General features: G+C 62.3%; 24 protein-coding genes, 1 tRNA gene and 2 pseudogenes. 14 read left to right on the top strand and 13 right to left on the bottom strand.

All coding sequences use genetic code 11. The features are described from left to right. Positions 1–202: helix-turn-helix domain-containing protein (locus H0241_RS13895; RefSeq protein WP_181058218.1), on the bottom strand; the 202-nt coding region annotated here is incomplete at its 3' end. A 255-nt stretch (positions 203–457) separates the two neighbouring features. Between H0241_RS13895 and rpmB the strand changes: the two genes are divergently transcribed. The 3 genes from rpmB to H0241_RS13880 all read left to right on the top strand — a co-directional run bounded on the left by rpmB (position 458) and on the right by H0241_RS13880 (position 2230). Beyond that, complete coding sequence (gene rpmB, locus H0241_RS13890) at positions 458–754, top strand: 50S ribosomal protein L28 (protein ID WP_181058217.1); 297 nt, start codon at positions 458–460, stop codon at positions 752–754. A gap of 120 nt (positions 755–874) precedes the next feature. Beyond that, positions 875–1555 carry a queuosine precursor transporter gene (locus H0241_RS13885; protein ID WP_181058216.1) on the top strand — a complete coding sequence of 227 codons (681 nt, stop codon included), beginning with the start codon at positions 875–877 and terminating at the stop codon, positions 1553–1555. 3 nt (positions 1556–1558) lie between these two features. Further along, the gene (locus H0241_RS13880; protein ID WP_181058215.1) at positions 1559–2230 is read left to right on the top strand and encodes a spermidine synthase family protein; all 672 of its coding nucleotides are present in this window, start codon (positions 1559–1561) and stop codon (positions 2228–2230) included. 29 nt (positions 2231–2259) lie between these two features. Here the strand turns inward: H0241_RS13880 and H0241_RS13875 are convergent, their stop codons facing one another. From H0241_RS13875 to H0241_RS13855, 5 genes are all read right to left on the bottom strand, one after another. Beyond that, complete coding sequence (locus H0241_RS13875; RefSeq protein WP_181058214.1) at positions 2260–3564, bottom strand: hypothetical protein; 1305 nt, start codon at positions 3562–3564, stop codon at positions 2260–2262. 129 nt (positions 3565–3693) lie between these two features. Next, entirely contained in the window at positions 3694–4719 is a 1026-nt protein-coding gene (locus tag H0241_RS13870; RefSeq protein WP_181058213.1) for an esterase-like activity of phytase family protein, read from the bottom strand. Continuing rightward, positions 4716–6614, bottom strand: coding sequence for a cobaltochelatase subunit CobT (gene cobT, locus H0241_RS13865; protein ID WP_181058212.1), 1899 nt, complete (start codon positions 6612–6614; stop codon positions 4716–4718). Before cobT ends, H0241_RS13870 begins: the two co-directional genes overlap by 4 nt. Positions 6615–6625: 11 nt before the next feature. Then, positions 6626–7612, bottom strand: coding sequence for a cobaltochelatase subunit CobS (cobS, locus tag H0241_RS13860; protein WP_181058211.1), 987 nt, complete (start codon positions 7610–7612; stop codon positions 6626–6628). A 123-nt stretch (positions 7613–7735) separates the two neighbouring features. Further along, the gene (locus H0241_RS13855; protein WP_142866468.1) at positions 7736–8365 is read right to left on the bottom strand and encodes a J domain-containing protein; all 630 of its coding nucleotides are present in this window, start codon (positions 8363–8365) and stop codon (positions 7736–7738) included. Between the two features lie 168 nt (positions 8366–8533). Between H0241_RS13855 and H0241_RS13850 the strand changes: the two genes are divergently transcribed. Continuing rightward, a complete protein-coding gene (locus tag H0241_RS13850) occupies positions 8534–8836 on the top strand; it encodes a BolA family protein (protein WP_181058210.1) in 303 nt (100 codons plus the stop codon). Positions 8837–8840: 4 nt separating this feature from the next. Here H0241_RS13850 and H0241_RS13845 read toward each other — a convergent pair. Next, a pseudogene (locus H0241_RS13845) lies at positions 8841–9176 on the bottom strand (thiamine pyrophosphate-dependent enzyme); the annotation flags it as partial. Positions 9177–9394: 218 nt separating this feature from the next. Then, a pseudogene (locus tag H0241_RS13840) lies at positions 9395–10202 on the bottom strand (alpha/beta hydrolase). A 302-nt stretch (positions 10203–10504) separates the two neighbouring features. Here H0241_RS13840 and H0241_RS13835 point away from each other — a divergent pair. From H0241_RS13835 to H0241_RS13825, 3 genes are read left to right on the top strand one after another with little or no spacing between them, the layout of a single operon-like run. Further along, positions 10505–12454, top strand: a complete 1950-nt coding sequence (locus H0241_RS13835; protein WP_181058209.1) for a PrkA family serine protein kinase — start codon at positions 10505–10507, stop codon at positions 12452–12454. A gap of 18 nt (positions 12455–12472) precedes the next feature. After that, positions 12473–13783: a YeaH/YhbH family protein gene (locus H0241_RS13830; protein ID WP_181058208.1), complete on the top strand. Its 1311-nt coding sequence runs from the start codon at positions 12473–12475 to the stop codon at positions 13781–13783. Between the two features lie 11 nt (positions 13784–13794). Further along, the gene (locus H0241_RS13825) at positions 13795–15339 is read left to right on the top strand and encodes a SpoVR family protein (protein WP_181058207.1); all 1545 of its coding nucleotides are present in this window, start codon (positions 13795–13797) and stop codon (positions 15337–15339) included. Between the two features lie 19 nt (positions 15340–15358). On the opposite strand, the gene H0241_RS13820 is transcribed toward H0241_RS13825, so the two are convergent. The 3 genes from H0241_RS13820 to H0241_RS13810 are packed head-to-tail and all read right to left on the bottom strand — an operon-like array spanning position 15359 to position 17984. Beyond that, positions 15359–16255 carry an HlyC/CorC family transporter gene (locus H0241_RS13820; protein ID WP_181058206.1) on the bottom strand — a complete coding sequence of 299 codons (897 nt, stop codon included), beginning with the start codon at positions 16253–16255 and terminating at the stop codon, positions 15359–15361. Next, positions 16252–17376: a 3-dehydroquinate synthase gene (gene aroB, locus H0241_RS13815; RefSeq protein WP_181058205.1), complete on the bottom strand. Its 1125-nt coding sequence runs from the start codon at positions 17374–17376 to the stop codon at positions 16252–16254. The genes H0241_RS13820 and aroB overlap by 4 nt, the downstream gene beginning before the upstream one ends. Next, complete coding sequence (locus H0241_RS13810) at positions 17373–17984, bottom strand: shikimate kinase (protein WP_181058204.1); 612 nt, start codon at positions 17982–17984, stop codon at positions 17373–17375. The genes aroB and H0241_RS13810 overlap by 4 nt, the downstream gene beginning before the upstream one ends. Positions 17985–18156: 172 nt before the next feature. Here H0241_RS13810 and H0241_RS13805 point away from each other — a divergent pair, with 172 nt between their 5' ends. The 5 genes from H0241_RS13805 to H0241_RS13785 all read left to right on the top strand — a co-directional run bounded on the left by H0241_RS13805 (position 18157) and on the right by H0241_RS13785 (position 22049). Continuing rightward, positions 18157–18309 carry a histidine kinase gene (locus tag H0241_RS13805; protein WP_142866477.1) on the top strand — a complete coding sequence of 51 codons (153 nt, stop codon included), beginning with the start codon at positions 18157–18159 and terminating at the stop codon, positions 18307–18309. Between the two features lie 10 nt (positions 18310–18319). Next, a complete protein-coding gene (locus H0241_RS13800; protein ID WP_181058203.1) occupies positions 18320–19231 on the top strand; it encodes a site-specific tyrosine recombinase XerD in 912 nt (303 codons plus the stop codon). A 98-nt stretch (positions 19232–19329) separates the two neighbouring features. Next, positions 19330–20280: an acetyl-CoA carboxylase carboxyltransferase subunit alpha gene (locus tag H0241_RS13795; protein ID WP_181058202.1), complete on the top strand. Its 951-nt coding sequence runs from the start codon at positions 19330–19332 to the stop codon at positions 20278–20280. Between the two features lie 236 nt (positions 20281–20516). Beyond that, positions 20517–21812 (top strand): L,D-transpeptidase family protein, encoded by a 1296-nt coding sequence (locus H0241_RS13790; RefSeq protein ID WP_181058201.1) that lies wholly within the window; start codon positions 20517–20519, stop codon positions 21810–21812. 3 nt (positions 21813–21815) lie between these two features. Continuing rightward, entirely contained in the window at positions 21816–22049 is a 234-nt protein-coding gene (locus tag H0241_RS13785) for a sulfurtransferase TusA family protein (RefSeq protein WP_181058200.1), read from the top strand. A 6-nt stretch (positions 22050–22055) separates the two neighbouring features. Here the strand turns inward: H0241_RS13785 and H0241_RS13780 are convergent, their stop codons facing one another. Both H0241_RS13780 and H0241_RS13775 read right to left on the bottom strand, forming a co-directional pair. Then, positions 22056–23168, bottom strand: a complete 1113-nt coding sequence (locus tag H0241_RS13780; RefSeq protein WP_181058199.1) for a CobW family GTP-binding protein — start codon at positions 23166–23168, stop codon at positions 22056–22058. A 4-nt stretch (positions 23169–23172) separates the two neighbouring features. Further along, the gene (locus tag H0241_RS13775) at positions 23173–24354 is read right to left on the bottom strand and encodes a D-alanyl-D-alanine carboxypeptidase family protein (RefSeq protein ID WP_181058237.1); all 1182 of its coding nucleotides are present in this window, start codon (positions 24352–24354) and stop codon (positions 23173–23175) included. Positions 24355–24571: 217 nt separating this feature from the next. Here H0241_RS13775 and H0241_RS13770 point away from each other — a divergent pair, with 217 nt between their 5' ends. Beyond that, positions 24572–25735, top strand: a complete 1164-nt coding sequence (locus tag H0241_RS13770) for a M20 aminoacylase family protein (RefSeq protein WP_181058198.1) — start codon at positions 24572–24574, stop codon at positions 25733–25735. A gap of 106 nt (positions 25736–25841) precedes the next feature. Further along, a tRNA-Arg gene (locus H0241_RS13765) sits at positions 25842–25918 on the top strand. The last annotated feature ends 397 nt before the right edge of the window (positions 25919–26315 follow it).

Here is a 26315-nt window from a genome sequence, read left to right as displayed (position 1 = left end):
TCTCCTCGATCGCTTCCGCCGGCACCCGGCGCGTCGAAAGCTTGCCCAAACGCCGGTCGAGCAACCCAGCGTCCCCAGCCTCTTCGTAACGGTCTCGGTAGCGCCGGAATTGCCGCTCCGACATGCCCAGCAACTCGCCAGCCTCCATCATCGAAAGATCCCCGCCATTCCAGCGGCTCAAAACGTCCCGAAACTTCCGCATTCTCCGGTCCTGTAGCCATGCTGCCCGTCTCATCCCCAGCCTCCGTTCGCTGGCGATAAAACCGGACAACTCATCTGCTACCTAATCCGGACAACTCGTGTGCTTACGACACAGGGGAAGCCGGAGCTTGACGCCTCGGCGAAATGCAACTATGGAACGCCAACTTTTTCCATAAGGCCGCCTGACCGAAACCGCGCGCCACCCGGCGCGGGAACGAAGGTTTGGCAGGCTTAGAAAGAACTGAAGGTTAGAACCATGTCCCGTACCTGCGAACTCACTGCCAAGGCAGTCCAGACCGGCAACAATGTGAGCCACGCCAACAACAAGACCAAGCGCCGCTTCCTGCCGAACCTCGTCAATGTGACGCTGATTTCGGAAGCGCTGAACCAGAATGTGCGCCTGCGCATTTCGGCCAACGCGCTGCGTTCGGTCGAGCATCGCGGTGGCCTCGACGCCTTCCTGGCCAAGGCCGAGGCCAAGGAATTGTCGCAGCGCGCGCGTCTCTTGAAGAAGCAGATCGCCAAGAAGCTGGCCGACCAGCCCGCCGCTTAAAGACTTTAAGGCGGGGGACGACCGCCTTGGGCATCGGAGCGATCCGGTGCTCAAATCATAAGGCAGCGCGATCCGAACTTCGGATAGCGCCTGGCCGGTTCCATTACCCAGGATAAAAAAATGACTTCCTTCTCGCGATATCTGCCCTTTGTGGCCGCCATGGCGCTTGTCGTCGTGGCATCGAACATCCTCGTACAGTTCCCGATGCAGGGCCAGGTCGGCGGCCTGTCGCTGGCCGACATCCTGACCTGGGGCGCCTTCACCTACCCGTTCTCCTTCCTGGTCACCGACCTTGCCAACCGCCGCTACGGCCCGACCGTGGCGCGGCGTATCGTCTTCATCGGCTTCATGACGGCGGTGATCTGCTCGATCCTCGTCCCGCCCTTCCTGTTCCGTCACGGCCTGATCGAATTCGAGACCGCCGCCGACCGGCTGGTACGCATTGCCGCGGCTTCGGGTGCGGCGTTCCTCTGTGCGCAATTGCTCGACGTCACCGTGTTCAACCGGCTGCGCCGGCAGAGCTGGTGGCGCGCGCCGATCGTCGGCACGCTGGTCGGCTCGGTGTTCGACACCGTCGTGTTCTTCAGCGTCGCCTTTTCGGCCGCCTTCGCCTTTGCCGGCCCGAACGACAGCTTTGCTCTGGAGACGGCGCCGCTGGTGGGCGTGCTGCCGGTCGAGACTATGCGCTGGGTGTCCTGGGCGCTCGGCGACCTCTCGGTGAAACTGATCATCGCCGTGGTGGCGCTGATCCCCTACCGGCTGCTCGCCGCCCGCTGGAGCCAGCCGGCCGTAGCGGTCTAGGTTGTGATCCCCTGGGTCCAGCTCGACTCGGCCAAAACGCCGGATGGCGGCCAGGAACTGCGCCTCAAGCAACGTGGCGCTGAGTTCTCGATCATGCTCGGCACCAACGAGCTGATGAACAGCCGCCTCAGCGGCTCCGAGGAAGCGCTGGCAAAACTTTCCTGCGAGAGGATCGTCGGCCGCAGCCAACCGAAAATCCTGATCGGCGGCCTCGGCATGGGATTTACGCTGCGCGCCGCCCTTGCCGAACTGGGCGCCGACGCAGGCATTACCGTGGCCGAGTTGGTGCCGGCCGTCGTCGCTTGGGCGCGCGGCCCGATGGCAGCACTTTTCGACGGCTGTCTCGACGATCCCCGCGTGAGCGTCCGCGAAGCCGATGTCGGGCACATCATAAGATCCGACAAGGCCGCCTGGGATGCCGTCCTGTTCGATGTCGACAATGGTCCCGAAGGCATCGTCTACAAGGGCAACGATGCCCTCTATAGCGCCGCCGGCCTCGGCGCGGCGCGTGCAGCGCTTAAACCAGGCGGTGTGCTGGCGGTGTGGTCGCAAGGGCCGGACAGCGGCTTTGCGCGCAGGCTCAAGCAAGCGGGCTTTGTCGTGGACGAGGTGAAGACACGCGCCAACGGCAAGCGCGGCGCGCGCCATGTCATCTGGATCGCAACGCTGGCCTGAGGCGGCAACAGCGAAAAGGCGGATGCGCCTTACTTCAGGGTGAGCGAGAAGCCGCCAGCGCCGTGAGCGTCGAAATACCGGTACAGGGTGGAAGCATTCCAGCCATGTGGCGCCTCCCGACGAACGTCAAGGTTGTCTGTGTCCTCGAAGCTCAATTCGGGCGTGGATCCTTTCAACGTCGCCGCGCTGTAATCCAGCGTCACGGAATCGCCAGTGTCGGCAAAGGAGATGGTGATCTTGCCATCACCATAGCTGATGTCGGCGTCGTCGATCGAACGCTCGGCGAAGACAACAGTTGTCTCTCCGGCAACGCGGACGACGTCCTTGCCGTCGCCGCGATCGAAGAACAGCTTGGCCTTGCCGGTGCCGGTAAGATCGATCCTGTCGTCGCCCAACCCGCCCGAAATCGCGTCGGCTGTGCGTGCATTGATCCTGATCGTATCGTCGCCGCGACCACCTTCGACGCGATCGACCGTGGCGGCGGCGATGGCGATGGCGTCGTCACCATCGTCCCCACGGATGCCAAAGACGGCCTGCCCGCTCGCGATAGTGATGATGTCAGAGCCTTGGCCGCCGGAAATGTCACCGACCGTTTGCCCGGCGACAGTGATGATGTCGCGGCCCTGGCCGCCTGAAATGCTGCGCGCTTCATTGCCCGCCGCAACGGCGATGGTATCGTCGCCGGCGTCGCCGGTTATGTTGTCGATGTTCATTCCGCCCGCAAGGCCAAGCACATCGCGTCCGTCGCCGCCCCAGACCCCCGAAATATCCCGTCCCGCGGAAACGGTGAGCGCGTCATCGCCTTCTCCAGCCGAGACGCTATAGACATCCCGTCCGGCAGCAATGTTGACGACATCATTGCCGGCGCCGGCGAAGATGCCGCGACCGTCTGGCACGAAGACGGAGATTTCGTGGTTGACGGCATCGGATGCCTTCAGCGCCATGGCGCCTGCCGTTGTGCTGCCCTGCCAGTAGTCTGACGTGGCATCCTCGGTGGCCACGAGATTGAGCCGATCGTTTCCGTCTCCGAGCGAGATGTAGTTTGGAGCGGTGTCATCGCCGGACGAGGTAACGTTTACCGTGTCGTTGCCGGATCCGGTTTCGATAAACTCTGCATTGACGGGCATGACGACCAGGAATCCATTGCTGGCCCAGGCCCCTTCCATCGACAGCTTGATGATCCGCTCCAGCGCACTTTTCTGGGCACTGTCGCCTCGGCGAAGGCTTGGGCCATCGGTCAGAAGGCCAACCGGTTTCGGCTTTTCACCGGAATCGCCCCTCAGCAGCAATTGCAGGGCCACCTGCTGTCGAGATACGGATGAGACGCTGGTCATGGGTCCGGAACCGGTTGCACGGTTCCAGAAAGGCTTCGCCCGACTGAAACCAGGGATTGCACGGCAATTTGCCGATTCGGCGTTACCAAACCGTGCATGTGCAAACGGGAAAGCCGAAATCCGGTCGGCTCAATCCTCGTGCAGGATGAATTCCAGGTAGAGGTTGCGCTGCAGGATCGAATGGTTGTCGTCCGAGATCAGCGACACCATCAGCGCGCCATCGTCACGGGTCCAGACGTCGAGCCCTTCCATATTGTCGATCTGGTAGCCCATGTCGGCTTCCATCAGCACCGGCCCATCGGCAACGGCGCCCTTCTCGACGCTTTCGCCATAGATGCGCCTGAGCCGCATCCTGACCCCGCCAGCCATCGAGAAACTGCGCTCCAAAAGCAGCAGGTCGCCATCCGGCAGGAAGGCGCCGTCGGTGATGTCGAAATCGCCATTGCGCTTGACCGTGAAGACGCCCTTGTGCGGCCCTTCGATGATGGCGGCATAGATGTTGCCTGATTTGTCGAGGCTCTTTTCCGAGACCACGACCAACCCGCCCTCATGCTGGCCGTAAGGATTGGCGTGGGTAACGGTCTCGAAGCCGCGGTTCTGCCGAAGCTCGTGAGCCGGAACCAGGAAATTCAACTGCTTGAACGGCGCCTTCATATTGTCGGGGTCGATCCTGAACTGGGCGACGCGCTGGTCGCGCTCGAAGCCGACGGTGGCGATGCCATCCTTGACCGCCAGGCCCTCGGCATCGACTTGCCATTTCTTGTCGATCGGCCGGCCCTTCTCATCGACCATCTGCTGCATGCGGAAATTCTGGACGCCGGACGGACGCTTGTCGGCATCGTGGGTCAGCGTGCCGAAGAACCAGAAGCCGGTATCGGCGACGCCAATGAAATCGCCGCCGGGCTTGAGGAAGCGAAACGCCGACAGCGCACCGAAATCACGCGTCGGCGACGTCATCTCGAGTCCGCCGACGAACTCCAGCGGGCCGAACATTTTCCCGTCATGCCCTATCTGGAACGAGTTGATCGGCCGTGCCGAGACTTCGACCGGCTCGACCGAGCTTGGCCCGGCGGCAATGGCCGGCGCCAAAGCCATGCCGAACAAGGCAGTGGCGGCGAAGAGCGTCTGCCTGAAGCCACCGCGCAAAGAGATCATCCGGCGCGCCGATAGCCGCCGCGGCGTGTGTCGCGCGCGTTTTCCTCGGCAAACAGCGAGGCCAGCTGCTCGGTCATGGCGCCGGCCAGTTCCTCGGCATCGACAATGGTGACGGCGCGTCGGTAGTAGCGGGTGACATCGTGGCCAATGCCAATGGCCAGCAACTCGACCGGCGAGCGCGTCTCGATCAGTTCGATGACGGCGCGCAGATGCCGCTCGAGATAATTGCCTGGGTTGACCGACAGCGTCGAATCGTCGACCGGGGCGCCGTCCGAGATCATCATCAGGATCTTGCGCTGTTCGGGCCGGGCGATCAGCCGGTTGTGCGCCCACAGCAGCGCCTCGCCGTCGATGTTTTCCTTGAGCAGGCCCTCGCGCATCATCAGGCCGAGATTGCGCCGTGCGCGGCGCCACGGATGGTCGGCGGATTTGTAGATGATGTGGCGCAGATCGTTGAGCCGGCCGGGGTTCGGCGGCTTGCCGTCCTTCAGCCACTTTTCGCGCGCCTGGCCGCCCTTCCACGCCCGCGTGGTGAAGCCGAGGATCTCGACCGAGACACCGCAGCGCTCCAGCGTACGCGCCAGTATGTCGGCGCAGGTGGCGGCGACCGTGATCGGCCGGCCGCGCATCGAGCCCGAATTGTCGAGCACCAGCGTCACCACCGTGTCGCGGAATTTGGTGTCGCGCTCCTGCTTGAACGACAGCGGCTGCATCGGATCGATGACGACACGCACCAGCCGGGCCGGATCGAGGTAGCCCTCTTCGAGGTCGAAGTCCCAGGAGCGATTCTGCTGCGCCATCAGCCTGCGCTGCAGCCGGTTGGCGAGCCGCCCGACGACGCCGGAGAGATTGGCCAGCTGCTTGTCGAGGAAGGCGCGCAGCCGGTCGAGTTCTTCTTCCTCGCACAGCTCTTCCGCACCGACGGTCTCGTCGAAGGCGGTGGTGAAGACCTTGTAGTCGATCTCCTTCGGCAGATTGGTGAAGGGATTGTCGTTGCGGCGCGCTTCGCCGGGCGTCTCGGCGTCCGCATCGTCATCGTCGGAGAGGTCGTCGGCGGTGGCGTCGGACGCTTCCGTCTCGGACGACTGTTCGTCATCGGCCGACGCTTCGGCATCCTCCGACTGCGACTGCTCGGAGCCGGAATCGTCTTCGCCGCCCTCCTCGCTCTGCTCCTCGCCCTGCGGCTGGTTCTCGTCATTGTCTTCGGAGTCTTCGGTCTCCTGGTCGTCGCCGAGTTCCTCGGCCATCTCCATGGACGCCAGCATGTCGCGCACGACGCGGGCGAAGGCCTGCTGGTCGCCGAGCTTGGCCGACAGTCCGTCGAGGTCGGCCTTGGCCTTCTCCTCGACCCAGGGGCGCCAGAGTTCGACCAGCCGCTCGCCGCTCTTCGGGATCGGCCGTCCCGTCAGCGTCTCGCGCACCATCAAGGCGAGGGCTTCCTCGATCGGCGCGTCGGCCTTGTCCTTGACGTCGACAAGGTTGGCCTTGGCGTATTTGTCCTCCAGCATCGAGCCGATATTGTCGGCGACGCCCTGCATGGCGCGGCTGCCAATCGCCTCGACGCGGGCCTGTTCGACGGCGTCGTAGATCGAGCGCGCCAGCTTGCCTTCCGGCGCCAGCTTGGTGTGGATGCGCTGATCGTGGCAGGCGCGCTTCAGCGCCATGGAATCGCCGAGCCCGCGGGTAATGGCGATATCCTCTTTCGAGGCTTTCTTCGGCAGCTCCGGCAAGCGGGCGCGGCTGCCCGCAAGCGCCGGCCGGTCCTTGGCGAAACCGACTTCGAGTTCCTTGTCGCCGGCAATGGCGCGCATGCAGACGGTGACGGCACGCTTGAAGCTGTCTGCTTCAGACCCCGTCTTCGACTTGTTGCGCGTGTTGTCGCCCGGACCCGCCATCGAGGCTCTGCTTAGCCCAGTACCACATTGGCGGCGCTCTCGGGCAGATCCTCGCCAAAGGCGCGCTGGTAGAACTCGGCCACCACCGAGCGTTCCAGCTCGTCGCACTTGTTGAGGAAGGTCAGCCGGAACGCCATGCCGATATTGCCGAAGATCTCGGCATTTTCAGCCCAGGTGATGACGGTACGCGGGCTCATCACGGTCGACAGATCGCCATTGATGAAGGCCGAGCGCGTCATGTCGGCAACCCGCACCATCTTGTTGACGATCTCCTTGCCCTTGCCGTCGCGATAGTGCTTGGCCTTGGCCAGAACGATGTTCACCTCATTGTCGTGCGGCAAATAGTTCAGCGTGGTGACGATCGACCAACGGTCCATCTGCGCCTGATTGATCTGCTGCGTGCCGTGATAAAGGCCGGTTGTATCGCCCAACCCGACCGTGTTGGCGGTCGAAAACAGGCGGAACGCCGGATGCGGGCGGATGACCCGGCTCTGGTCGAGCAGCGTCAGCCGACCCGAAGATTCCAGCACGCGCTGGATGACGAACATCACGTCCGGACGGCCGGCGTCATATTCGTCGAAGCACAGCGCGACATTGTGCTGGTAGGCCCAGGGCAGGATGCCGTCTCGGAATTCGGTGATCTGCAAGCCGTCCTTGACGACGATGGCGTCCTTGCCGACGAGGTCGATACGGCTGACATGGCTGTCGAGGTTGACGCGCACGCAAGGCCAGTTGAGGCGGGCGGCGACCTGTTCGATATGCGTCGACTTGCCGGTGCCGTGATAGCCCGAGACCATGACGCGGCGGTTGTAGGCAAAGCCGGCGAGGATCGCCAGCGTCGTCGCCTTGTCGAACAGATAGTCCGGATCGATGTCCGGCACATGTTCTGATGTCACCGAATAGGCCGGCACCACCATCTTGGAGTCGAAGCCGAATTTGTCCTTCACCGACACCGTCGTGTCCGGCAAATTGGCGATGTCGCGATCGACCTTGTTCATCTCTATCCAAGTCTCCACGGGCGAAATGCCTGATTTCGCCGGCAATCGATTTTGTCCGGGGGCGGTCTTAGAGCCTTTTCCACCCTTATGAAAGTTGGAAAACGACACGAACCGTTGGGTCGCTCAGCACAAACCCGCCTGCTTGAGCACGCGATAGGCCTGCAGCACATCGCGGAACCGGTCTTCCGAACCTCTATCGCCGCCATTCGCATCCGGATGGTGACGCTTCACAAGTTCCTTATAGCGCGCCTTGATGTCCTTGCCAGTCGCCTTTGTATCAAGGCCAAGCGTTTCCAGCGCCTTGGCCTCAAGCGGCTTGGCCTTGCGTTCGCGCGCCTCGCGCGGGTCTTTCGGGCCTTTGAACAAGTCGAAAGGGTCGCGCATGCGGTTGTAATAGCCGGCGCGGCCGGAACGCATTTGCGCCATATCGGGCGAAGAGCGCGTCGAGGCACCGGCGAGGCCCATCTTCCAGGTCGGCCGGTGGCCGGTCATCGCTTCCTTCTGGAAGCGGGCGATCTCGGTGTCCGGGACGCCGGAGAAGTAGTTGAAACCCTTGTTGTATTCGCGCACATGGTCGAAGCAGAACTGAAAATACTCGCCTTCCTTCATGCGTCCGACCGGCGCACGATGGGTGCCGGCCTCCTTACAGCCGTCCCACTGGCAGATCGGCGAGCGCGACTTCAGCTCCGCGTCCTTTTCGGGACGGATCCGAATCTTCTCGAAATATTTGGGGTACGGTTTCATCTCACCCATTTATGGGCTGTTCGCACGTGCGAAACAAGAATTGACATTTTCGCGATGATCGCCCTAACCGCTGAATCGCGGCATAAAGCAGGGCGAATGGTGATTTTTGAGGCGGCCCGGCGAGATCGATCCCGATTTCCCGATCACGCCTTGCAGATATGGTGAAGGGAAGTGGCGATGTCCATACAGGCGACCATGGAAGACAAGCTGAACAAGGCATTTTCGCCGGAGCGGCTGGTGATCGTCAATGAAAGCCACCTCCATGCCGGCCACCATCATCACGGCTCCGACCATCATGGCGCCTATGACGGCACCGGCGAGACGCATTTTCGCGTCCGCATCGTCTCGCCGGTCTTTGCCGGCATGAGCCGCATCGACCGCCACCGCGCCGTCAACGAGTTGCTGGCGGCGGAGCTGCAGGCCGGCGTCCATGCGCTGGCCATCGAACCGGCCGCCCCCGGCGAAAAGACCCGCTGGTAGGTAGTCAGATCACCGCTTCGATCAGAAACGGACCGGGGCGCGAGAGGGCGCTGTCAAGCAACGCATCGAAGCGCTCGCAAGTATCGGCGCGGGCCGCTTCGACGCCCATGCCCTTGGCCAGCGCAACCCAGTCCAGCGCGGGCTGGTCGAGGTCGAGCATGCGCCTGGCGTTCTCGCCGAACGCATTCACACCGACATTGCGCATTTCGCCATGCAGGATGGCGTAGGTCCGGTTGGAAAAGATGATCGTGACCACGTCGAGCTTTTCCCGGGCCTGCGTCCACAGCCCCTGCACTGTGTACATGCCGCTGCCGTCGGCTTCGAGATTGATTACCTTGCGTCATTGGCCAGAAGCACGTCGCACAACAGGTCAGCGCCATTCATGCAGTTTCCCTCCCGTCGACAGTCAGGAGCAATTCCAGGAAAAGTGTGAAGCGGTTTTCCGTCCGGAATTGCGTCTAAACAAACAGATTCTGCAATAACACCCGTAAGCACCGGCACGGCAATATCCCGCCTGCGCTTTTGGTCTGATCCAGGACCTCTCGCGGGATTCGCCGCTCAGCCGACCGTCGATTTGAGGAACGCCAGCGCGGTGGCGGTCAATGCGTCCGCCGTCCTCGCCGAAATCATGATTGATCGACATATGCGTGTAGGCGCTGCCGTCGAACAGCGTCACCTCGGTGCCGGTAGCGCGCAGGCGCTTGGCAAAGGCTTTCGATTGGTCGTCTCGGCCATTGGCGCGCGAATAGGCGATGAAGGTCGGCGGATGCTTGCGCCCGTCGACATAGCTCGCCGGCGACAGCGTCGTCCATTGCGAAGGATCGGAAAAGACGCGGGCATAGGCGCGAACCATACCGCCGCTTTTCTCAAGCGCGGCCAGATCATAGGCCCTCGTATCGTCGAGAAGCAGCCCGGCAACGCCGGGCAGCCCGCCGCGCATCCCGGTCAGCGCGATCAAATGGCAGCCGGCCGAATGGCCCATGCCTACGATGCGATCTGGGTCGCCGCCATGCTGGGCGATGTTGGCTCTGATATAACGATACGCCGCTTCGACATCATCGGCCTGGGTGGCGACGTCGGCCTCGGGCAACATGCGATAGTCGATGGAGACGAAGCCGAAGCCATTGGCGAGCAGGAAGGCCGGCTTGGCGTTGACCTGGCTGCGTTTGCCGAACCGCCAGGCGCCGCCATGGACGAAAAACACCACCGGCAGGCCCCTGGCGCCGTCGGGCGCATAGATGTCGAGCTTGGCGGGTCCATAATCGACGGTATGCGGCGCCGGCTGGCGCATCCGCCAGGCTGCTGGCGCAGCGGTTGGCAACAATGCCGCCATGGACATCAGGATAAGACTTCGCCGATCTAGCATTACCGCCTCCGGGCGCTTCGCGGGAAGAGAATGCCCCGTGGGCGCCGCGCGCGTCCAGTCAAGGATCGATAACACAGTGCCGGCCTGCATCAGGTGCTGCGGCACGACGGCTGTGTCCGGCCGGATCAACCGGCTCGCGATGCGGTTGCCGCCGCACAGCGCGCCGGAACGACACCGTTCGGCACGGTCCCTGTGTGACCGCTACAACTTCTGCTTACGATCAAGGGAACAAACAACGCATCCCGACAGTTGAATATGCGACGAGCCGATGGGCAGCAGATTGGCTCTGAGGGCAAAGCATCATGCGTGAGAACCAATCCGACGTCTTCGACCTGTTTTCGGAGATTTATTCCAATGCGGCCGAGGAAGAGACCAGCCTTCAGCAATATCTTCTTGCCTGCCGAGAGGACAAGTCGTTGTACGCCTCGGCGCCCGAACGGATGGTCGAGGCAATCGGCGAGCCGAATCTGGTCGACACCAGCCAGGACGAACGGCTCGGCCGCATTTTTTCGAACCGCACGGTCAAGGTGTATCCCTCCTTCTCCGACTTCTATGGGATGGAGGACACGATCGAGCGCATCGCCGGGTATTTCCGCTATGCCTCACAAGGGCTCGAGGAGCGCAAGCAGATCCTATATTTGCTCGGCCCGGTCGGCGGCGGAAAGTCTTCTCTCGCCGAACGGCTGAAGAGATTGATGGAGCAGCGTCCGATCTACACGCTGAAGATCGGCAACCAGATCAGCCCCATTTTTGAATCGCCGCTCGGCCTTTTCCATCCCGATCGCATGGGCGATTTGCTGGAAGAGAAATACGGCGTAGCCCGCCGCCGGCTGAACGGGCTCATCTCGCCCTGGGCAGCCAAGCGCCTCGATGAAGTGTCCGGCGATATTTCCAAATTCAGCGTGGTCAAGCTGATGCCTTCGCGGCTGCGTCAGATAGGCATTGCCAAGACTGAGCCAGGCGACGAGAACAATCAGGACGTTTCGGCCCTGGTCGGCAAGGTCGACATCAGGCAATTGGAGAATTTCAGCCAATCCGATCCGGACGCCTATTCATACAGCGGCGGATTGAACCGGACCACGCAAGGCCTGCTCGAGTTCGTGGAGATGTTCAAGGCGCCCATTAAGGTGCTGCATCCGCTGCTGACGGCGACGCAGGAAGGCAGCTACAACGGTACCGAAAATTTCGGCGCCTTTCCCTACCAGGGCATCATCGTTGCCCATTCCAACGAATCGGAATGGCAGCAATTCAAGAACAACAAGAACAATGAGGCCTTTCTCGACCGTATCCTGGTGGTCAAGGTTCCGTATTGCCTGCGCATCACCGAGGAAAGGCAGATCTACGAGAAACTGCTACGCGAGAGCGAATTGGCCGGCAGCCCGTGCGCTCCGGAAGTGCTGGATATTCTCAGCCGATTCACCGTCTCGACCCGCCTTGCCGAGCACGACAATTCGCCGATCTACACCAAGATGCGCGCCTATGATGGCGAGAACCTCAGGGAAATCGATCCCAAGGCGAAGTCAGTCCAGGAATATCGCGACGCAGCCGGCGTCGACGAAGGCATGACTGGGGTAAGCACTCGCTTTGCCTTCAAGATCCTGTCGCAGACATTCAACTACGACACCAACGAGGTCGCTGCCGATCCAGTGCATCTGATGTACATCGTGGAAGAGGCGATCAAGCGCGAGCAGTTTCCAAAGGAAACGGAAGCCGCCTATCTCGAATTCATCAAATCAGAGCTCGCAATGCGCTACGCCGAATTCATCGGTCACGAAATCCAGAAGGCCTATCTGGAATCATACAGCGAGTATGGCCAGAATCTCTTCGATCGCTATATCGCCTACGCCGATGCCTGGATCGAGGACCAGGACTACAAGGATCCCGATACCGGCCAGATTCTCAATCGCGAGGTATTGGACAACGAACTGTCGCAGGTCGAAAAACCCGCCGGGATCGCCAATCCCAAGGACTTCCGCAACGAGGTGGTCAAATTCACGCTACGCGCCCGGGCGAGAAATCATGGCCGCAACCCGTCCTGGACTAGCTACGAAAAGCTTCGCGAGGTCATCGAGAAGCGCATGTTCGGCCAGGTCGAAGATCTCCTGCCGGTGATCAGTTTCGGCTCCAAGCAGGACAGCGTCACGGAAAAGCGGCACAACGAGTTCGTGCAGCGCATGGTGGAACGTGGCTACACCGAGCGGCAGGTACGCCGGTTGGTTGACTGGTACATGCGCGTGAACAAGGCGGGTTGAGGCAGCCCGAATGGTTCCATGCCGATCTTTATCGACCGCCGTTTGAATCCAAAGGACAAGAGCCTGGGTAATCGCCAGCGCTTCCTCAGGCGCGCGCGCGAAGAACTCAAGCGGAGCATCCGCGACCAGATCAGCACCGGCCGCATCGCCGATGCGGATCGGGAGCATGCGGTGCCGATGCCTGAAAAAGGCACCAGCGAGCCGGCCTTCAACGACGCCAGGGACAGCGGTCGACGGAACCATATCCTGCCCGGCAACAGGACGTTCAACTCCGGTGACCTGATCCCCAAGCCTGCTGATGGCGGAGGGGGACCCTCGTCTCCGGGAAAGACCGACTCCGAAGACGATTTTCGCTTTGTGCTGTCTCGCGAGGAGGTGCTCGATCTCTTCTTCGAGGATCTCGAACTGCCCGACCTTGTCAAGCTCAACCTTAAGCAGATACTCACATTCAAGCCGAAGCGGGCAGGCTTTGCGGCAAGCGGATCGCCCACCAACATCAATGTCGGGCGCACCATGCGAAACAGCCACGGTCGCCGCATCGCGCTCAGGCGCCCCAAGCAGACCGAGCTGGATGCGATTGCCCAGCAGCTCGCCATGCTGGAATCGCAGCCGCCAAACGCGGGAACGCTCAAGCGCATTGCGGCGTTGCGCGAGGATTTCGAACAGCTGGAACGGAGGAGGAGGCGGATCGCCTTTGTCGATCCGGTCGACATCCGCTTCAACCGCTTTGACCCCCGGCCGCTGCCGAATGCCAGCGCCGTCATGTTCTGCCTGATGGACGTCTCCGGCTCGATGGGAGAGCGCGAGAAGGATTTGGCCAAACGCTTTTTCGTGCTGCTGCACCTGTTCCTCACGCGGCGTTATGAGCGGACGGAACTCGTTTTCATTCGCCACACCCATGAAGCCCAGGAGGTGGACGAGCACACCTTCTTTTACCACACCCAGAGCGGCGGAACGGTCGTTTCCACCGCGCTTGAGGAAATGCACCGTGTCATCGAACAACGCTATCCGCCCACTGAATGGAACATCTATGCCGCTCAGGCCTCCGACGGCGACAATTTTTCTGCCGACTCCGAGCGCTGCATAGAACTGCTCGACGGCAAGCTCATGCGCCTGTGCCAATATTTCGCCTATGTGGAGATCATCGACGAACGGGAAAGCCATATTTTCGGCGCGACAGAAAACGGCACATCGCTCTGGCGAGCCTACAGCGCGATCGAGCAGAAATGGCCAAACTTCCAAACAAGGCGCATCGCCGCTCCAGCCGATATCTACCCGGTCTTTCGCCAGCTGTTTGCCAGACAGCCGGCTATGCGACAGAGCGCGTGAGGATAAGGTCGATGGACAGGCAAGCCGGCGCATCCAGGCTGCTTTTTTCCGGGTCGGACTGGGATTTCAAGAAACTGTCGCGCGTCTATGACGAGATCGAAGCGATCGGCGTCGAGGAGCTTCATCTCGATATTTATCCAGTGCAGATGGAGATCATCTCCTCGGAGCAGATGCTCGACGCCTATTCGTCGGTCGGCATGCCGCTGATGTATCGGCATTGGTCATTCGGCAAGCATTTCCTCTACAACGAATTTCTCTACCGCAAAGGCGGGCGCGGCCTGGCCTATGAACTGGTCATCAACTCCAATCCCTGCATCGTCTATCTGATGGAAGAAAATACCATGGCCCTGCAGGCCTTGGTGACCGCCCATGCAGCGCTGGGACACAATCATTTCTTCAAGAACAATCATCTCTTCCGGCAATGGACGGACGCCGACGGAATCCTGAGCTATCTGAACTTCGCAAAGGGCTACATCGCCCACTGCGAGGAGCGCCACGGCCTGGCCGCCGTGGAGGCCGTGCTCGATTCCGCCCACGCACTGATGGAGCATGGAGTCTTCCGATATCACCGGCCGCCGAAACTGTCGTCGGAGCAGCAGCGCGAAGGGCTTCGCGAGCGCCTCGAATATGAAGAGCGCTCCTATAGTGATCTGTGGCGCACGCTGCCGCCTTCGCAAAGGGTCGGCAAGGCCGAAGTGCGGGATGAAAGCGTGGTGGGGCGCAAGAAATCGCTCAACCTGCCGGAGGAAAACCTGCTGTATTTTCTGGAGAAAAATAGCGTTGTACTTGAGCCTTGGCAGCGCGAGGTCATCAGGATCGTGCGTGTTATCGCGCAGTATTTTTATCCGCAGCGGCAAACCCAGGTGATGAACGAAGGCTGCGCCACCTTCGTGCACTACACGCTCATGAACATGCTGTTCGAGCGTGGCAGGATCAGCGAAGGCGCCATGCTCGAAATCCTGCGCAACCATTCGAATGTGATCTCTCAGCCGGCCTTCGACGATCCGCGGTTTTCCGGCATCAATCCTTATGCCCTCGGTCTCGACATGATGCAGGACATCCAGCGCATCTCGACAGAGCCGACCGCGGAAGACCGGGACTGGTTCCCGGACATCGCCGGCCGTGGCGACTGGCGTGATACCCTGCTCGAAGCCTGGGCCAACCACCGCGATGAATCCTTCATTCGCCAATATCTAAGTCCCGCTCTGATCCGGAAATGGCGGCTCTTCGTGCTGGCCGACGGCGCCGACCAGCCGCATTATGAAGTCGCATCGATCCACAATGAGCGTGGATACAAAAAGATACGCGCCGCTCTGGCCCAAAGCTACGATGTCGGTTCGAAACGACCCGACATCCAGGTAGTAGACGTGGATCTGCTTGGCGATCGGTATTTGCGGCTGCAGCACCAAGTGAAAGATGGCATCATGCTCGACGGCAAGAGCCGCGACGCGACGCTCCGCCATATACGAAGCCTCTGGGGTTATGATGTCAGCCTGGCTGCGATCGATGGTGAAACCGGCGCGACGCTAAGCCAGCGCTCAACAAGGGACTTGTGATATCCACGGCCGAGTTTGGCTAACCTTCCCCCGCCGGCCTGATCCTTATCCTGGCGATCCGGTTCTTGTCGCGCTTCATCACCACGAAGCGTTTGCCGTGGAAGGTAAAGGCCTGCTTTTCCTCGGGGATCGACTGCGTCTCGTGGATGACCAGGCCGGCAATGGTGGTGGCTTCTTCATCCGGCAGGTTCCAGTCGAGCGCCCGGTTGAGATCGCGGATCGGCACGGTGCCGTCGACGACGACAGAGCCGTCGGCTTCCTGCTTGACGCCCTGGATGTCGACATCGTGCTCGTCGGCGATCTCGCCGACAATCTCCTCGATGATGTCTTCCAGCGTCACCAGCCCTTCGACCTCGCCATATTCGTCGACGACGATGGCGAAATGCGCCTTGGCGCGCAGGAAGGCGTTGAGCTGTTCCTGCAAGGTGGTGGTGTCGGGCACGAACCATGGCTTAGACGCGATCTTCATCACGTCGATCTTGGTAAAGTCGTTGCCGACCTCGTTCAGCGCCCGAAGCAGGTCCTTGGCGTGCAGCACACCGACAATGTTGTCGAGTGAGCCCTTCCACAGTGGCATGCGGGTGTGCGGGCTCTGCAGGATCTCGCGCACCACCGCTTCCGGCGCATTGTCGGCGTTGACCGAGCGCATATTGGTGCGGTGGACCATGATGTCGGAGACTTCGAGCTCGGCGAGGTCGAACAGGCCGCCGACGCGGTCGCGGTCCTCGCGCACCATCTGGCCGTCACGGCGGAAATCGTCGACCGCGCCGCGCAATTCATCCTGGGTCGAGCGCTGCGGCTCGATGCGCGAGAGTTCGTAGCCGAACATCGCAAGCAGGCGCGTCCGCACGGCAACGACCAGCAGGATGAGGATGGCAAGACCGGCGACGACGATCCAGCCGGGCTCGTCGGTCATTTCGGTTGACCCGGATGGTTCTCTTTTAGGAACGACAGCACTTCCGATGCCGGCACGTCCTTGGCAATAAAAGCCTGGCCGATGCCGCGCGTCAGGATGAAGGTCAGCGCACCGCGCGACACTTTCTTGTCCTGGGTGATGAAGCCCAGCAGCGCCTCGGCGTCGGGCAGTTCGCCGGGGATGTCTGACATGCGCCAGGGCAGGCCGACGGCGTGCAGATGCGCCTCGACCCGTGCCGCGTCATCGGGGCTCGCCAGATTGAGCCGTGCGGAAAAACGGTGCGCCAGCGCCATGCCGATGGCGACGCCTTCGCCATGGACGAGACGGGCGCCGTCATACTGCGTAGCACCTTCCAGCGCATGGCCGAATGTATGGCCAAGATTGAGCAGCGCGCGGTCGCCGGTTTCGAACTCGTCGCGGGCGACGACATCGGCCTTGGCCCGGCAAGCCTCGGCGATGGCCTCGGCCCGTTCCGCACCGCCAACAAATACTTTTGTCCAGTTCCCTTCCAGCCAGGCGAAGAAATCCGGCCGGTCGATCAGCCCATATTTGGCGAGTTCGGCATAGCCGGCACGGAATTCGCGGATCGGCAGCGTGTCGAGCACCTCGGTGTCGGCCAGCACCAGCTTCGGCTGGTGGAAGACGCCGACCAAATTCTTGCCGCGCGGGCTGTTGATGCCGGTTTTGCCGCCAACGGAGGAATCGACCTGCGCCAGCAGCGAGGTCGGGATCTGCACGAAATTCATGCCGCGCCGAACGATGCCGGCAGCAAAGCCGGTGAGGTCGCCGATGACACCGCCGCCGAGCGCGATGACGACGTCGCCGCGCTCCAGCTTGGCGGCAAGCACGCCGTCGACCACCTCTTCGAGATGGGCAAAGCTCTTGGTCTTTTCGCCGGCCGGCAAAGTGATGATCGCCGGCTGGATACCGCCTTTTTCGAGGCCAGCCTTCAGTGTCTCGAGATGCGCCGCGGCGACATTTTGGTCGGTGACTACGGCTGCCCTCGTGCCGGGCAGACGGCGCGACAGTTCCGTGCCGGCGCGCGCCAACAGGCCGGGGCCGATAAGGATGTCATAGGCGCGCTCGCCAAGGCCGACCTCGACAATAACCGGCTCGCTCATGACCGCACCTCGCCCAGTGCCGTGGTGGCTGGAATGCCGAAATGCCCGCACAGCGCGTCGACGACCTCGGTGGCGATGACCTCCTTGCGGTCGTCGCGTGTCGGCACGGTGATGTTAGACGTGGCATAGACCGGGTAGCGCTCGACCATCAGCCGCTCGAGCACGGCGCGTGGATCGGGGCTTTTGAGCAAAGGCCGATTCTGCTTCTTGGAGACGCGCTCCATCAACAGATCGAGCTCGGCCTTGAGCCACACAGAAACGCCATGGGCCGCGATCGCCTCGCGCGTCTGCGCATTCATGAAGGCGCCGCCGCCGGTCGACAGCACCTGCGGGCCGTTTTCCAAGAGGCGCAGGATGACGCGCTGCTCGAGCGCACGGAATTCGGTCTCGCCATAACGCTCGAACAGTTCCGGAACGGTCATGCGCGACACGCTTTCGATCTCCTGGTCACTGTCGATGAAGGGCAGCGACAGCATGGTCGCCACCTTGCGGCCGATCGCTGTCTTGCCGGCGCCCATCAGGCCGACAAAGACAACCGAGCGGTTGCCCAGCCTATCGAGCAGCGCGGCATGGCTCTCGCCGGGAGGATTTGCTGGTAACGCGTTCATGAGACCATGCTGTTTCTAAGCCGTCTTTGCCGGCGTATCGACATCAAAAGCCCGTTTGCGTCAAGCATGGCGCCCCTCGCGCACAGAGCCCTTCGTCCTTGAATTGACGGAATTAGCGTCCCATAAGGGCACAGGGTTTGGAATCGCAAAGCAAGAAGACGGGCGAAAATTGATGCCGACACTGTTCCGCTTTGTCGTGACACTGATGATTCTTGCCGGCATTGCCTATGGTACGATGGTGGCGCTGGCGATGTTCGTCGAGCCGAAAAAGGCGGAAATTACCGTGCGCATTCCGCCGGAAAAGCTGAACCCCAAGAAAAACTGACCTCAAGGACATGAACAGCGCGGCTCGCATCGAAGCCTTTCTCGAAATGATGAGCGCCGAACGCGGTGCCGCCGAAAACACGCTGCATTCCTATCGCCGCGATCTCGAAGACGCCTCGCAGCAGATTGGCGGCGGACTTGCCGGTGCTGCCGCAGCCGACATCCGCGCCTATCTCGACGACATCGCCGCGCGCGGCTTTGCGCCGACCTCGCAGGCGCGAAAACTGTCGGCGATCCGCCAGTTCTTCAAGTTTCTCTATGCCGAGGGCCTGCGCGGCGACGACCCGACCGGCACGCTCGACAGCCCGAAAAAGGGCCGCCCGCTGCCTAAGACGATGAGCGAGGCCGATACCGGCCGGCTGCTCGACCGCGCGGCCCTCGAGGCAGGCGATGACGTCAATGGCGACCGGCCGGCGGCACTGCGCCTGCACGCGCTGGTCGAGGTGCTCTACGCCACCGGCCTGCGCGTCTCCGAACTGGTCGGCCTGCCGGTCACCGTCGCCCAGCGCGACGACCGCTTCTTCATGGTGCGCGGCAAGGGTGACAAGGAGCGCATGGTGCCGCTGTCGGCCAAGGCGCGCGTGGCCATGCGGGCCTGGCTGGCGGCTCGAGCCACGGTGCCGGCTTTCGCCGACAGCCCGTTCCTGTTTCCGGCCGCCGGCGACAGCGGCTTTCTCTCCAGGCAGGTCTTTGCCCGCGACCTGAAAGGACTTGCCGCGCGGGCAGGCATATCGGCGGCGAAAATATCGCCGCACGTGCTGCGCCATGCTTTCGCCAGCCATCTCTTGCAGAACGGTGCCGATCTCAGGGCGGTGCAGCAGCTGCTCGGCCATGCCGATATCTCGACCACGCAGATTTACACGCATGTGCTGGAGGAGCGGCTGGTGCGGCTGGTCAACGATCATCATCCGCTTGCCGACTAGGCCTCATATCGCTATGTGAAGGCACGTTCCACCGCGCGGAGCCGCCATTTCCCGGGTCCCGCCAGTCTTTGCCTTCCGACGCATCGGTCCGCTCAAGAATGTACAATTACCTCGATTTCGAAAAGCCGGTGCAGGACCTTGAACTCAAGATCCTCGAGCTGAAGAAGCTTGCCGAGAATGGCGAGGCAGTCGATGTCGGCGACGAAATCAGCCGGCTCGAGAAGCGCGTGCGCGACGCGCTGCGCGACATCTACAAGGCACTGACGCCGTGGCAGAAGGTGCAGGTGGCGCGCCACACCGACAGGCCGCATTGCCTCGATTACATCAAGGGCCTGTTCAACGATTTCACGCCGCTCGCCGGCGACCGCAATTTCGGCGAGGACCAGGCCATCATCGGCGGCTTCGCCCGATTCCGCGGCGAACCGGTTGCCGTCATCGGCCAGGAAAAGGGTTCTGACACGGCGAGCCGGCTCAAGCATAATTTCGGTTCGGTGCGGCCTGAAGGCTACCGCAAGGCGGTGCGGCTGATGGAGCTTGCCGACCGTTTCAAAATCCCCCTTCTGACGCTGGTCGACACCGCCGGCGCCTATCCCGGCGTCGGTGCCGAGGAACGCGGCCAGGCCGAAGCCATCGCCCGTTCGACCTCGGCCTGCCTCGGTCTCAAAGTGCCGTCGATCTCGGTCGTCATCGGCGAAGGGGGCTCGGGCGGCGCCATTGCCATTGCCACCGCCAACCGCGTCTACATGCTGGAACACGCCATCTATTCGGTAATCTCGCCGGAGGGCGCCGCCTCGATCCTGTGGCGCGACACCACCCGCTCCAAGGATGCGGCGACCAACATGAAGATCACCGCCCAGGATCTTCTGGAAATGAAGATCATCGACGCCATCATTCCCGAGCCGCTCGGCGGCGCCCAGCGCGCGCCCGAAACGGTGATCGCCGCCACCGGCGACCTTATCGCCAAGACGATGAAGGATTTTGCCGGCGCCAACACCGATTTTCGCGAGCAACGCCGGGAAAAATACCTGGCGATGGGCCGCAGCCTCTGATTTCAGGGCGTCCGGCCGCCGCAATGTGGCGTCAGCGAGCAATTTCGCCACAAAAATGCCGCCGCATTCGGTTCAATGAAAAGTCCGTGACATCGAGCGAATTGCCGTGGGGGCAGCCGTCCGGAGCTTGCGGTAAGGAATTTTCAAGGTTAACGGGCTTAGAGTCCGTGAAGGTTTAGTGTGTTGGCCTGCGGCTGCGAAGCCCCACGCCCCGGGAAAAAGACATAGCCGTAACCATGTTTGCCAAGCTTGCCCGCACCGGAATCCTGATCGCCGCCCTCGGCGTTGCCGGCTGCAACGATTCCTCGATGAAGGATTTCGCGCCGGAGGCCAACAAGCCGCTGCCGGACAAGATCCTCGCCGACATGAAGGCCAAGGGCATGGTCCGCACCTCGTCGGTGATGGCCCGCATCTTCAAGGAAGAAGGCAAGCTCGAGATATGGAAGGCCAAGACTACCGGCCGCTACGAGATGGTCGCCAGCTACGACATCTGCAAATGGTCGGGCAAGCTCGGCCCGAAATACACTGAGGGCGACCGTCAGGCGCCGGAAGGTTTCTACACGGTTCGCCCGTCGCAGATGAATCCGCGCTCGAACTATCATCTGTCCTTCAACATCGGCTATCCCAACGCCTATGACCGGGCCAATGGCCGCACCGGCGCCAATCTGATGGTGCACGGCGCCTGCTCGTCGTCGGGCTGCTATTCGATGACCGATCCGCAGATCGAGCAGATCTACGCCTTCGGCCGCGACGCCTTCCAGGGCGGCCAGACCGAGTTCCAGATCCAGGCCTTTCCGTTCCGCATGACCGCCGCCAACATGGCGCGCTATCGCAACGACCCGAACTACGAGTTCTGGAAGATGCTGAAGGTCGGCTACGACAATTTCGAGATCACCAAGGTGCCGCCGAAGGTCGACGTCTGCGAGAAGCGCTATGTCTTCAACCAGGTGGCGCCTGAGGGCACCACCTTCGATCCGACCGGCGCTTGCCCTCCGTCCACGCAGCCGGATTCGCTGAAGAGCGCCTACAACGCCTATCAGAGCAGCTATGACGCGGCCTTCACCGGCGCGGTCAAGGCCAGCGTGCCGGCACCCAAGCCGACCATTGCCGGCATCAAGGAAGCCAGCATCGTTTCCGACTGGTCGAAGCGCCGCGCCCGCGGCGAGCGCGTGCCGATCGATCCGCCGTCGCTCAATTCCGACGGCACGGTGACCGAGACGGCGCGCATGGGCCGCATCGATTCGCCGGCCGGCCGCAAGATGGCCGCGCTCGACGCCGAGAAGGAAGCCAAGCGCAAGGCCGAGGAACAGCGGATTGCTGCCATCGAGGCAGCGAAAGCCGCCAAGGCCCAGGCACTGGCTGAAAAGGAAGCGGCCAAGGCCCAGGCCGTGGCCGAAAAGGAAGCGGCCAAGCAGGCCGCCCAGCAGCCGGTCGCCACCGCCAGCGTCGAGGCAGCGCCCGCCGAGCCGCCGGCCGACGAAAGCCGGATGTCAAAGATCAAGAACAAGCTGCTCGGCATGTTCGGCGGCTGAGCCTTGGCCAAGCGCGCATCTGTCTATGATCTCAAGGGGTTGAACTGCCCCCTGCCCGTTCTCAAGGCGAAAAAACGCCTGGCGGCGATGCAGCCGGGCAGCCAACTCTGGCTGGAGACCACGGACCCGCTGGCGGTCATCGATATCCCCGCCTTTTGCGCCGACGCCGGGCATCACCTGGTTGAAACTGCGGCCGTCACCGGCGGTCATCGCTTCCTGGTCGAGCGCGGCGCGTAGCGCCCCTCAGCCCCCAGCAATCGCCAGTGGATTGTTCTCCAGCGCCGCGCGATCCGGCGTGTCGATCGACGGCCGGTTGGTGAAGGCGGCAAACAGCCGGCGCACATAGTCTTCAGGCATGTCGAGCGTGATCAGCACCAGCCTGGTGCCGCGCTGGCCGTCCGGCCAGGCCGGCAGCCGCGCCGGCGGATGCAGGGTCTTCTGCACGCCGTGGACAACCAGCGGCCGCGACGGGTCCTCCGCAAGCTCGATGACGCCCTTCATGCGCAAAAGCTTGTCGCCGTGCGCCGAGCGCAACAGGTCGAGGAACATCTCGATCGCCGAAAACGGCACCGGCCCGTCATGGACCAGCGAGTAGGATCGCACACGGGAATCGTGGCGATGCTCGTGCTGGTGATGATGACCATGGTCGTGCTCGCCATGATGGTGGTGCTCATGATCATGCGCGGCTTCTTCGCCGAGCCAGCGCTGGACATCGGCGGATTTGGTCGCCGGATTGTAGAGGCCGCAATCGAACAGCGCCTCGACGCCGGTTCCGCTGTCGCCGGCTTCGAGCACTTTCGCGCCCGGATTGAGCTGATGCAGCCGGGCCCGCAGAGCCTCGACATCGGCGGGATCGCCGGCCAGATCGACCTTGGTCAAAACAATGCGGTCGGCGACCGCCACCTGCTTGACCGCCTCGACATGGCCATCGAGCGTCGTATTGCCGTTGACCGCGTCGACCAGCGTGATGACGCCGTCGAGCCGGAACGCCTGGACAAGGGCGGGATGCGCCATGATCGACTGCAGCACCGGCGCCGGATCGGCGAGCCCGGTGGTTTCGACGACGACACGGGCCAGCTTGGCGATACGGCCGGTCTGCAGCCGGTCGACGAGGTCGGCCAGCGTGTCGACCAGTTCGCCGCGCACCGTGCAGCAGAGACAACCGTCGGACAGCTGGATGATGCCGTCGGAAGCCTGCTCGACCAGCAGATGGTCGATCGCCACTTCGCCGAACTCGTTGATGATGACGGCGGTATCGACGAGCGCCGGATCCTTGAGCAGCCGGTTGAGCAATGTCGTCTTGCCGGCGCCGAGGAAGCCGGTGAGCACCGTGACGGGTATCGGAAAGCCCGCCATCTCGCTAGTTCGCGGCCTTGACCGGCTGGTCGCCCTGCACCGCGGTTGCCGAACCCACCACGGCCGGTTCCGAACCCTTTGGCGCCGGGATGTCGGGCCGCCAACTCGGCAGCGGCACATCGGCATAGTCCTGGCCGCCCTGGTCGAGCGTCGCCTTCGGCGCCGGCCCGGTGGCGCCGCCAAGGCCAACGGCAACCAGCGTCGGCACGTGGTCGAGCTTTTCCTGATAGGGTGATTTCGGCGCGGCCGCGGCGTCTTTTGCGGCGACCGGCGGCGCTACCTCGGACTGCTCTTCGGGCGCCTTCTTCTTGCAGATCTCGTCATGCATGTCGTTGGGCGACATGGTATCGCCATAGGATGGCATGGCCGCCACCGTGAGCCAGTTTGGGTCGGACATGGCAAAGCCCTGGTCGAGCAGCCTGGCGGCGGTCTCGGCGCGGCTGACCGCCGATTTTTCGCCAAGCACGACGGCGACCAGCGTGCGGCCATTGCGCGTCGCCGAGCCGATCATGTTGAAGCCGGAGGGACAGACGAAGCCGGTTTTCATGCCGTCGGCGCCGGGATAGCGGCCGATCAAGAGATTATAGTTCGGGATCGCCTTCTTGCCGACAGCAAGGCCTTCGATCGAGAACCAGGGCGCGTATTGCGGGAATTCCTTGCGGATCGCCATCACCAGCAAGGCGAGGTCGCGCGCCGTCGTATACTGGTCCGGTGAAAACAGCCCGTTCGGGTTGACGAAATGCGTTCCGGTCATGCCGAGCCGCGCGGCTTCAGCGTTCATGCGGATGGCGAAACCGTCCTGCGAGCCGCCTATGTTCTCGCCGACGGCCATGGCGATGTCGTTGGCCGATTTGACCAGCATCATCTTCAGCGCATTGTCGAGCCGCATCACCGAGCCAGGCTTGAAGCCCATCTTGCTCGGCGGTTCGCCGGCGGAATGCTTGGTCACCTTGATCGGCGAATCGAGCTGGACCTCGCCGGCGGCAATCGCCCGGAAGGTGACATAGGCGGTCATCAGCTTGCTCAGCGAAGCCGGATACCAGCGCCTGAAGGCGTCCTGATGCTGCAGAACCTTGCCGCTGTTGAGGTCGAACAGGACAATCGGATTGGCCGAAGCCGGCCCGGCCAGCATCGGCAGTGCCAAGGCTGCCGTTAGCAGTAATTTGAGGATATGGCTGTGCCGCATCATGGAATCCGAAATCGCCTCTTGCCGTAGTCGCCCCTGGCTCCGTAAGATTTCGTTACGCGATGGCCAGCATGGTGCGATCCGGCCCTCAATTTCCGGAACACATCGTTGCGGTGCTATTTACCCTATGTGACGCCAAGATGGCAAAGTGCCTGGCAATCACAATTGCAAAAGCAGCAGGCCAGACCGTCTGCTCCAACAGCGAGATGGAACCATTATGCCGATTCTCAACCGCGCCGCCGAGATGCAGGATGAAGTTGCCGGCTGGCGCCGCCATCTGCACCAGACGCCAGAACTGAATTTCGACGTCTTCAAGACCGCCGCCTTCGTCACCGAGAAGCTGAAGGAATTCGGCTGCGACGACGTGGTGACCGGCCTCGGCAAGACCGGCGTGGTCGGTATCATCCATGGCCGCAAGGGCGAAGGCGCGACCATCGGCTTGCGCGCCGACATGGACGCGTTGCCGATCAACGAGATCCCCGGCAAGCCCTACGCCTCGACGGTTCCCGGCAAAATGCACGCCTGCGGCCATGACGGCCACACGGCAATGCTGCTCGGCGCCGCCAAATATCTGACCGAGACGCGCAATTTCGCCGGCTCGGTGGCGGTGATTTTCCAGCCGGCGGAAGAAGGCGGCGGCGGCGGCAATGAGATGGTCAAGGACGGCATGATGGAGCGCTTCGACATCTCCAGGGTCTTCGGCATGCACAATATGCCGGGTCTGCCGGTCGGCCAGTTCGCCATCCGGCCGGGTCCGATCATGGCGGCGACCGCCGAGTTCACCATCACCGTCAAGGGCCGCGGCGGCCATGCGGCGATGCCGCACGGCACGATCGACCCGATCGTCATCACCAGCCAGCTCGTCGGCGCTTTGCAGACCGTTGCCTCGCGCAGCACCGACCCGGTCGAGGCGGTGGTGGTGTCGGTGACCAAATTCCACGCCGGCGACGCCTACAACGTCATTCCCGAGACCGCCGAGATCGCCGGCACGGTGCGCACGCTGAAGAAGGAAATCGCCAAGAAGTCGGAGGAGCGCATCCGCGCCATTTGCGACGGTATTGCCACCGCTTTCGGCGCGACGATCACTGTCGACTATGACGCCAACTACCCCGTGACCTTCAACAATCCGGAAGAAACGGTGTTTGCCAGCGATGTCGCGGCCAGTGTCGCCGGCGACACCCAGGTCCACCGCGCCATCCAGCCGGTGATGGGCGGCGAGGATTTCTCCTACATGCTGGAAGCCCGCCCCGGCGCCTTCATCTTCATCGGCAATGGCGAGACCGCCGGCCTCCACCACCCCGCCTACGACTTCAACGACGAAGTCATTCCGCACGGCATGAGCTATTGGGTGAAACTGGCCGAAACGGCGCTCGCCGCCTGACCCCTGAGGCCAACGGGCCGGCCGATTTGCGTTCGGCCGGCCTCTTGATTGCCTTCGGCGAGCCTCTTGGCGAAACGATTCGAAGCGGCTATGTGTCGGGCCGCGTGGTCCCGTAGCTCAGTAGGATAGAGCGGCAGATTCCTAATCTGTAGGTCACAGGTTCGATTCCTGTCGGGATCACCACTCAGTCAGCCTAGACATAGCCTATGTCGGCTGGCTCGAAATTCGGACGACTTATCCGAGAGTTACCCGCAGCCTCCTCCGGACAGTCGGGCTGAGTGGCAGAATCCGTCTCTGTATCCCGCCGAGTTTTGAACGCCTGTCTCTCTGACCGGCTTTGCGTGCCCTATTGTTTTTGCAGTCGATGCAGAGAGATCGCTTATGTGTCCCGGTGCGACGTAAAGCAGAGCGGACCTGGGGTGACTAAAAGCCCAGAAGGGACTGCTGCTGGTTCCAATCAACCGGCAGATCGGCGAGCCGAGCGAGCCGCCGAGCGGTTAGGCTCACAGGTTGATTGCCCGCCAAGATGTCATCCACGATCGCCGGAGACAGGAAGGCTAGTGGCAATGCCTTGCTGAGG

It is taken from the genome of Mesorhizobium neociceri, from assembly GCF_013520985.1.
GTDB classification, from domain to species: domain Bacteria; phylum Pseudomonadota; class Alphaproteobacteria; order Rhizobiales; family Rhizobiaceae; genus Mesorhizobium; species Mesorhizobium neociceri.
This window is presented reverse-complemented; position numbering and strand designations above follow the sequence as displayed.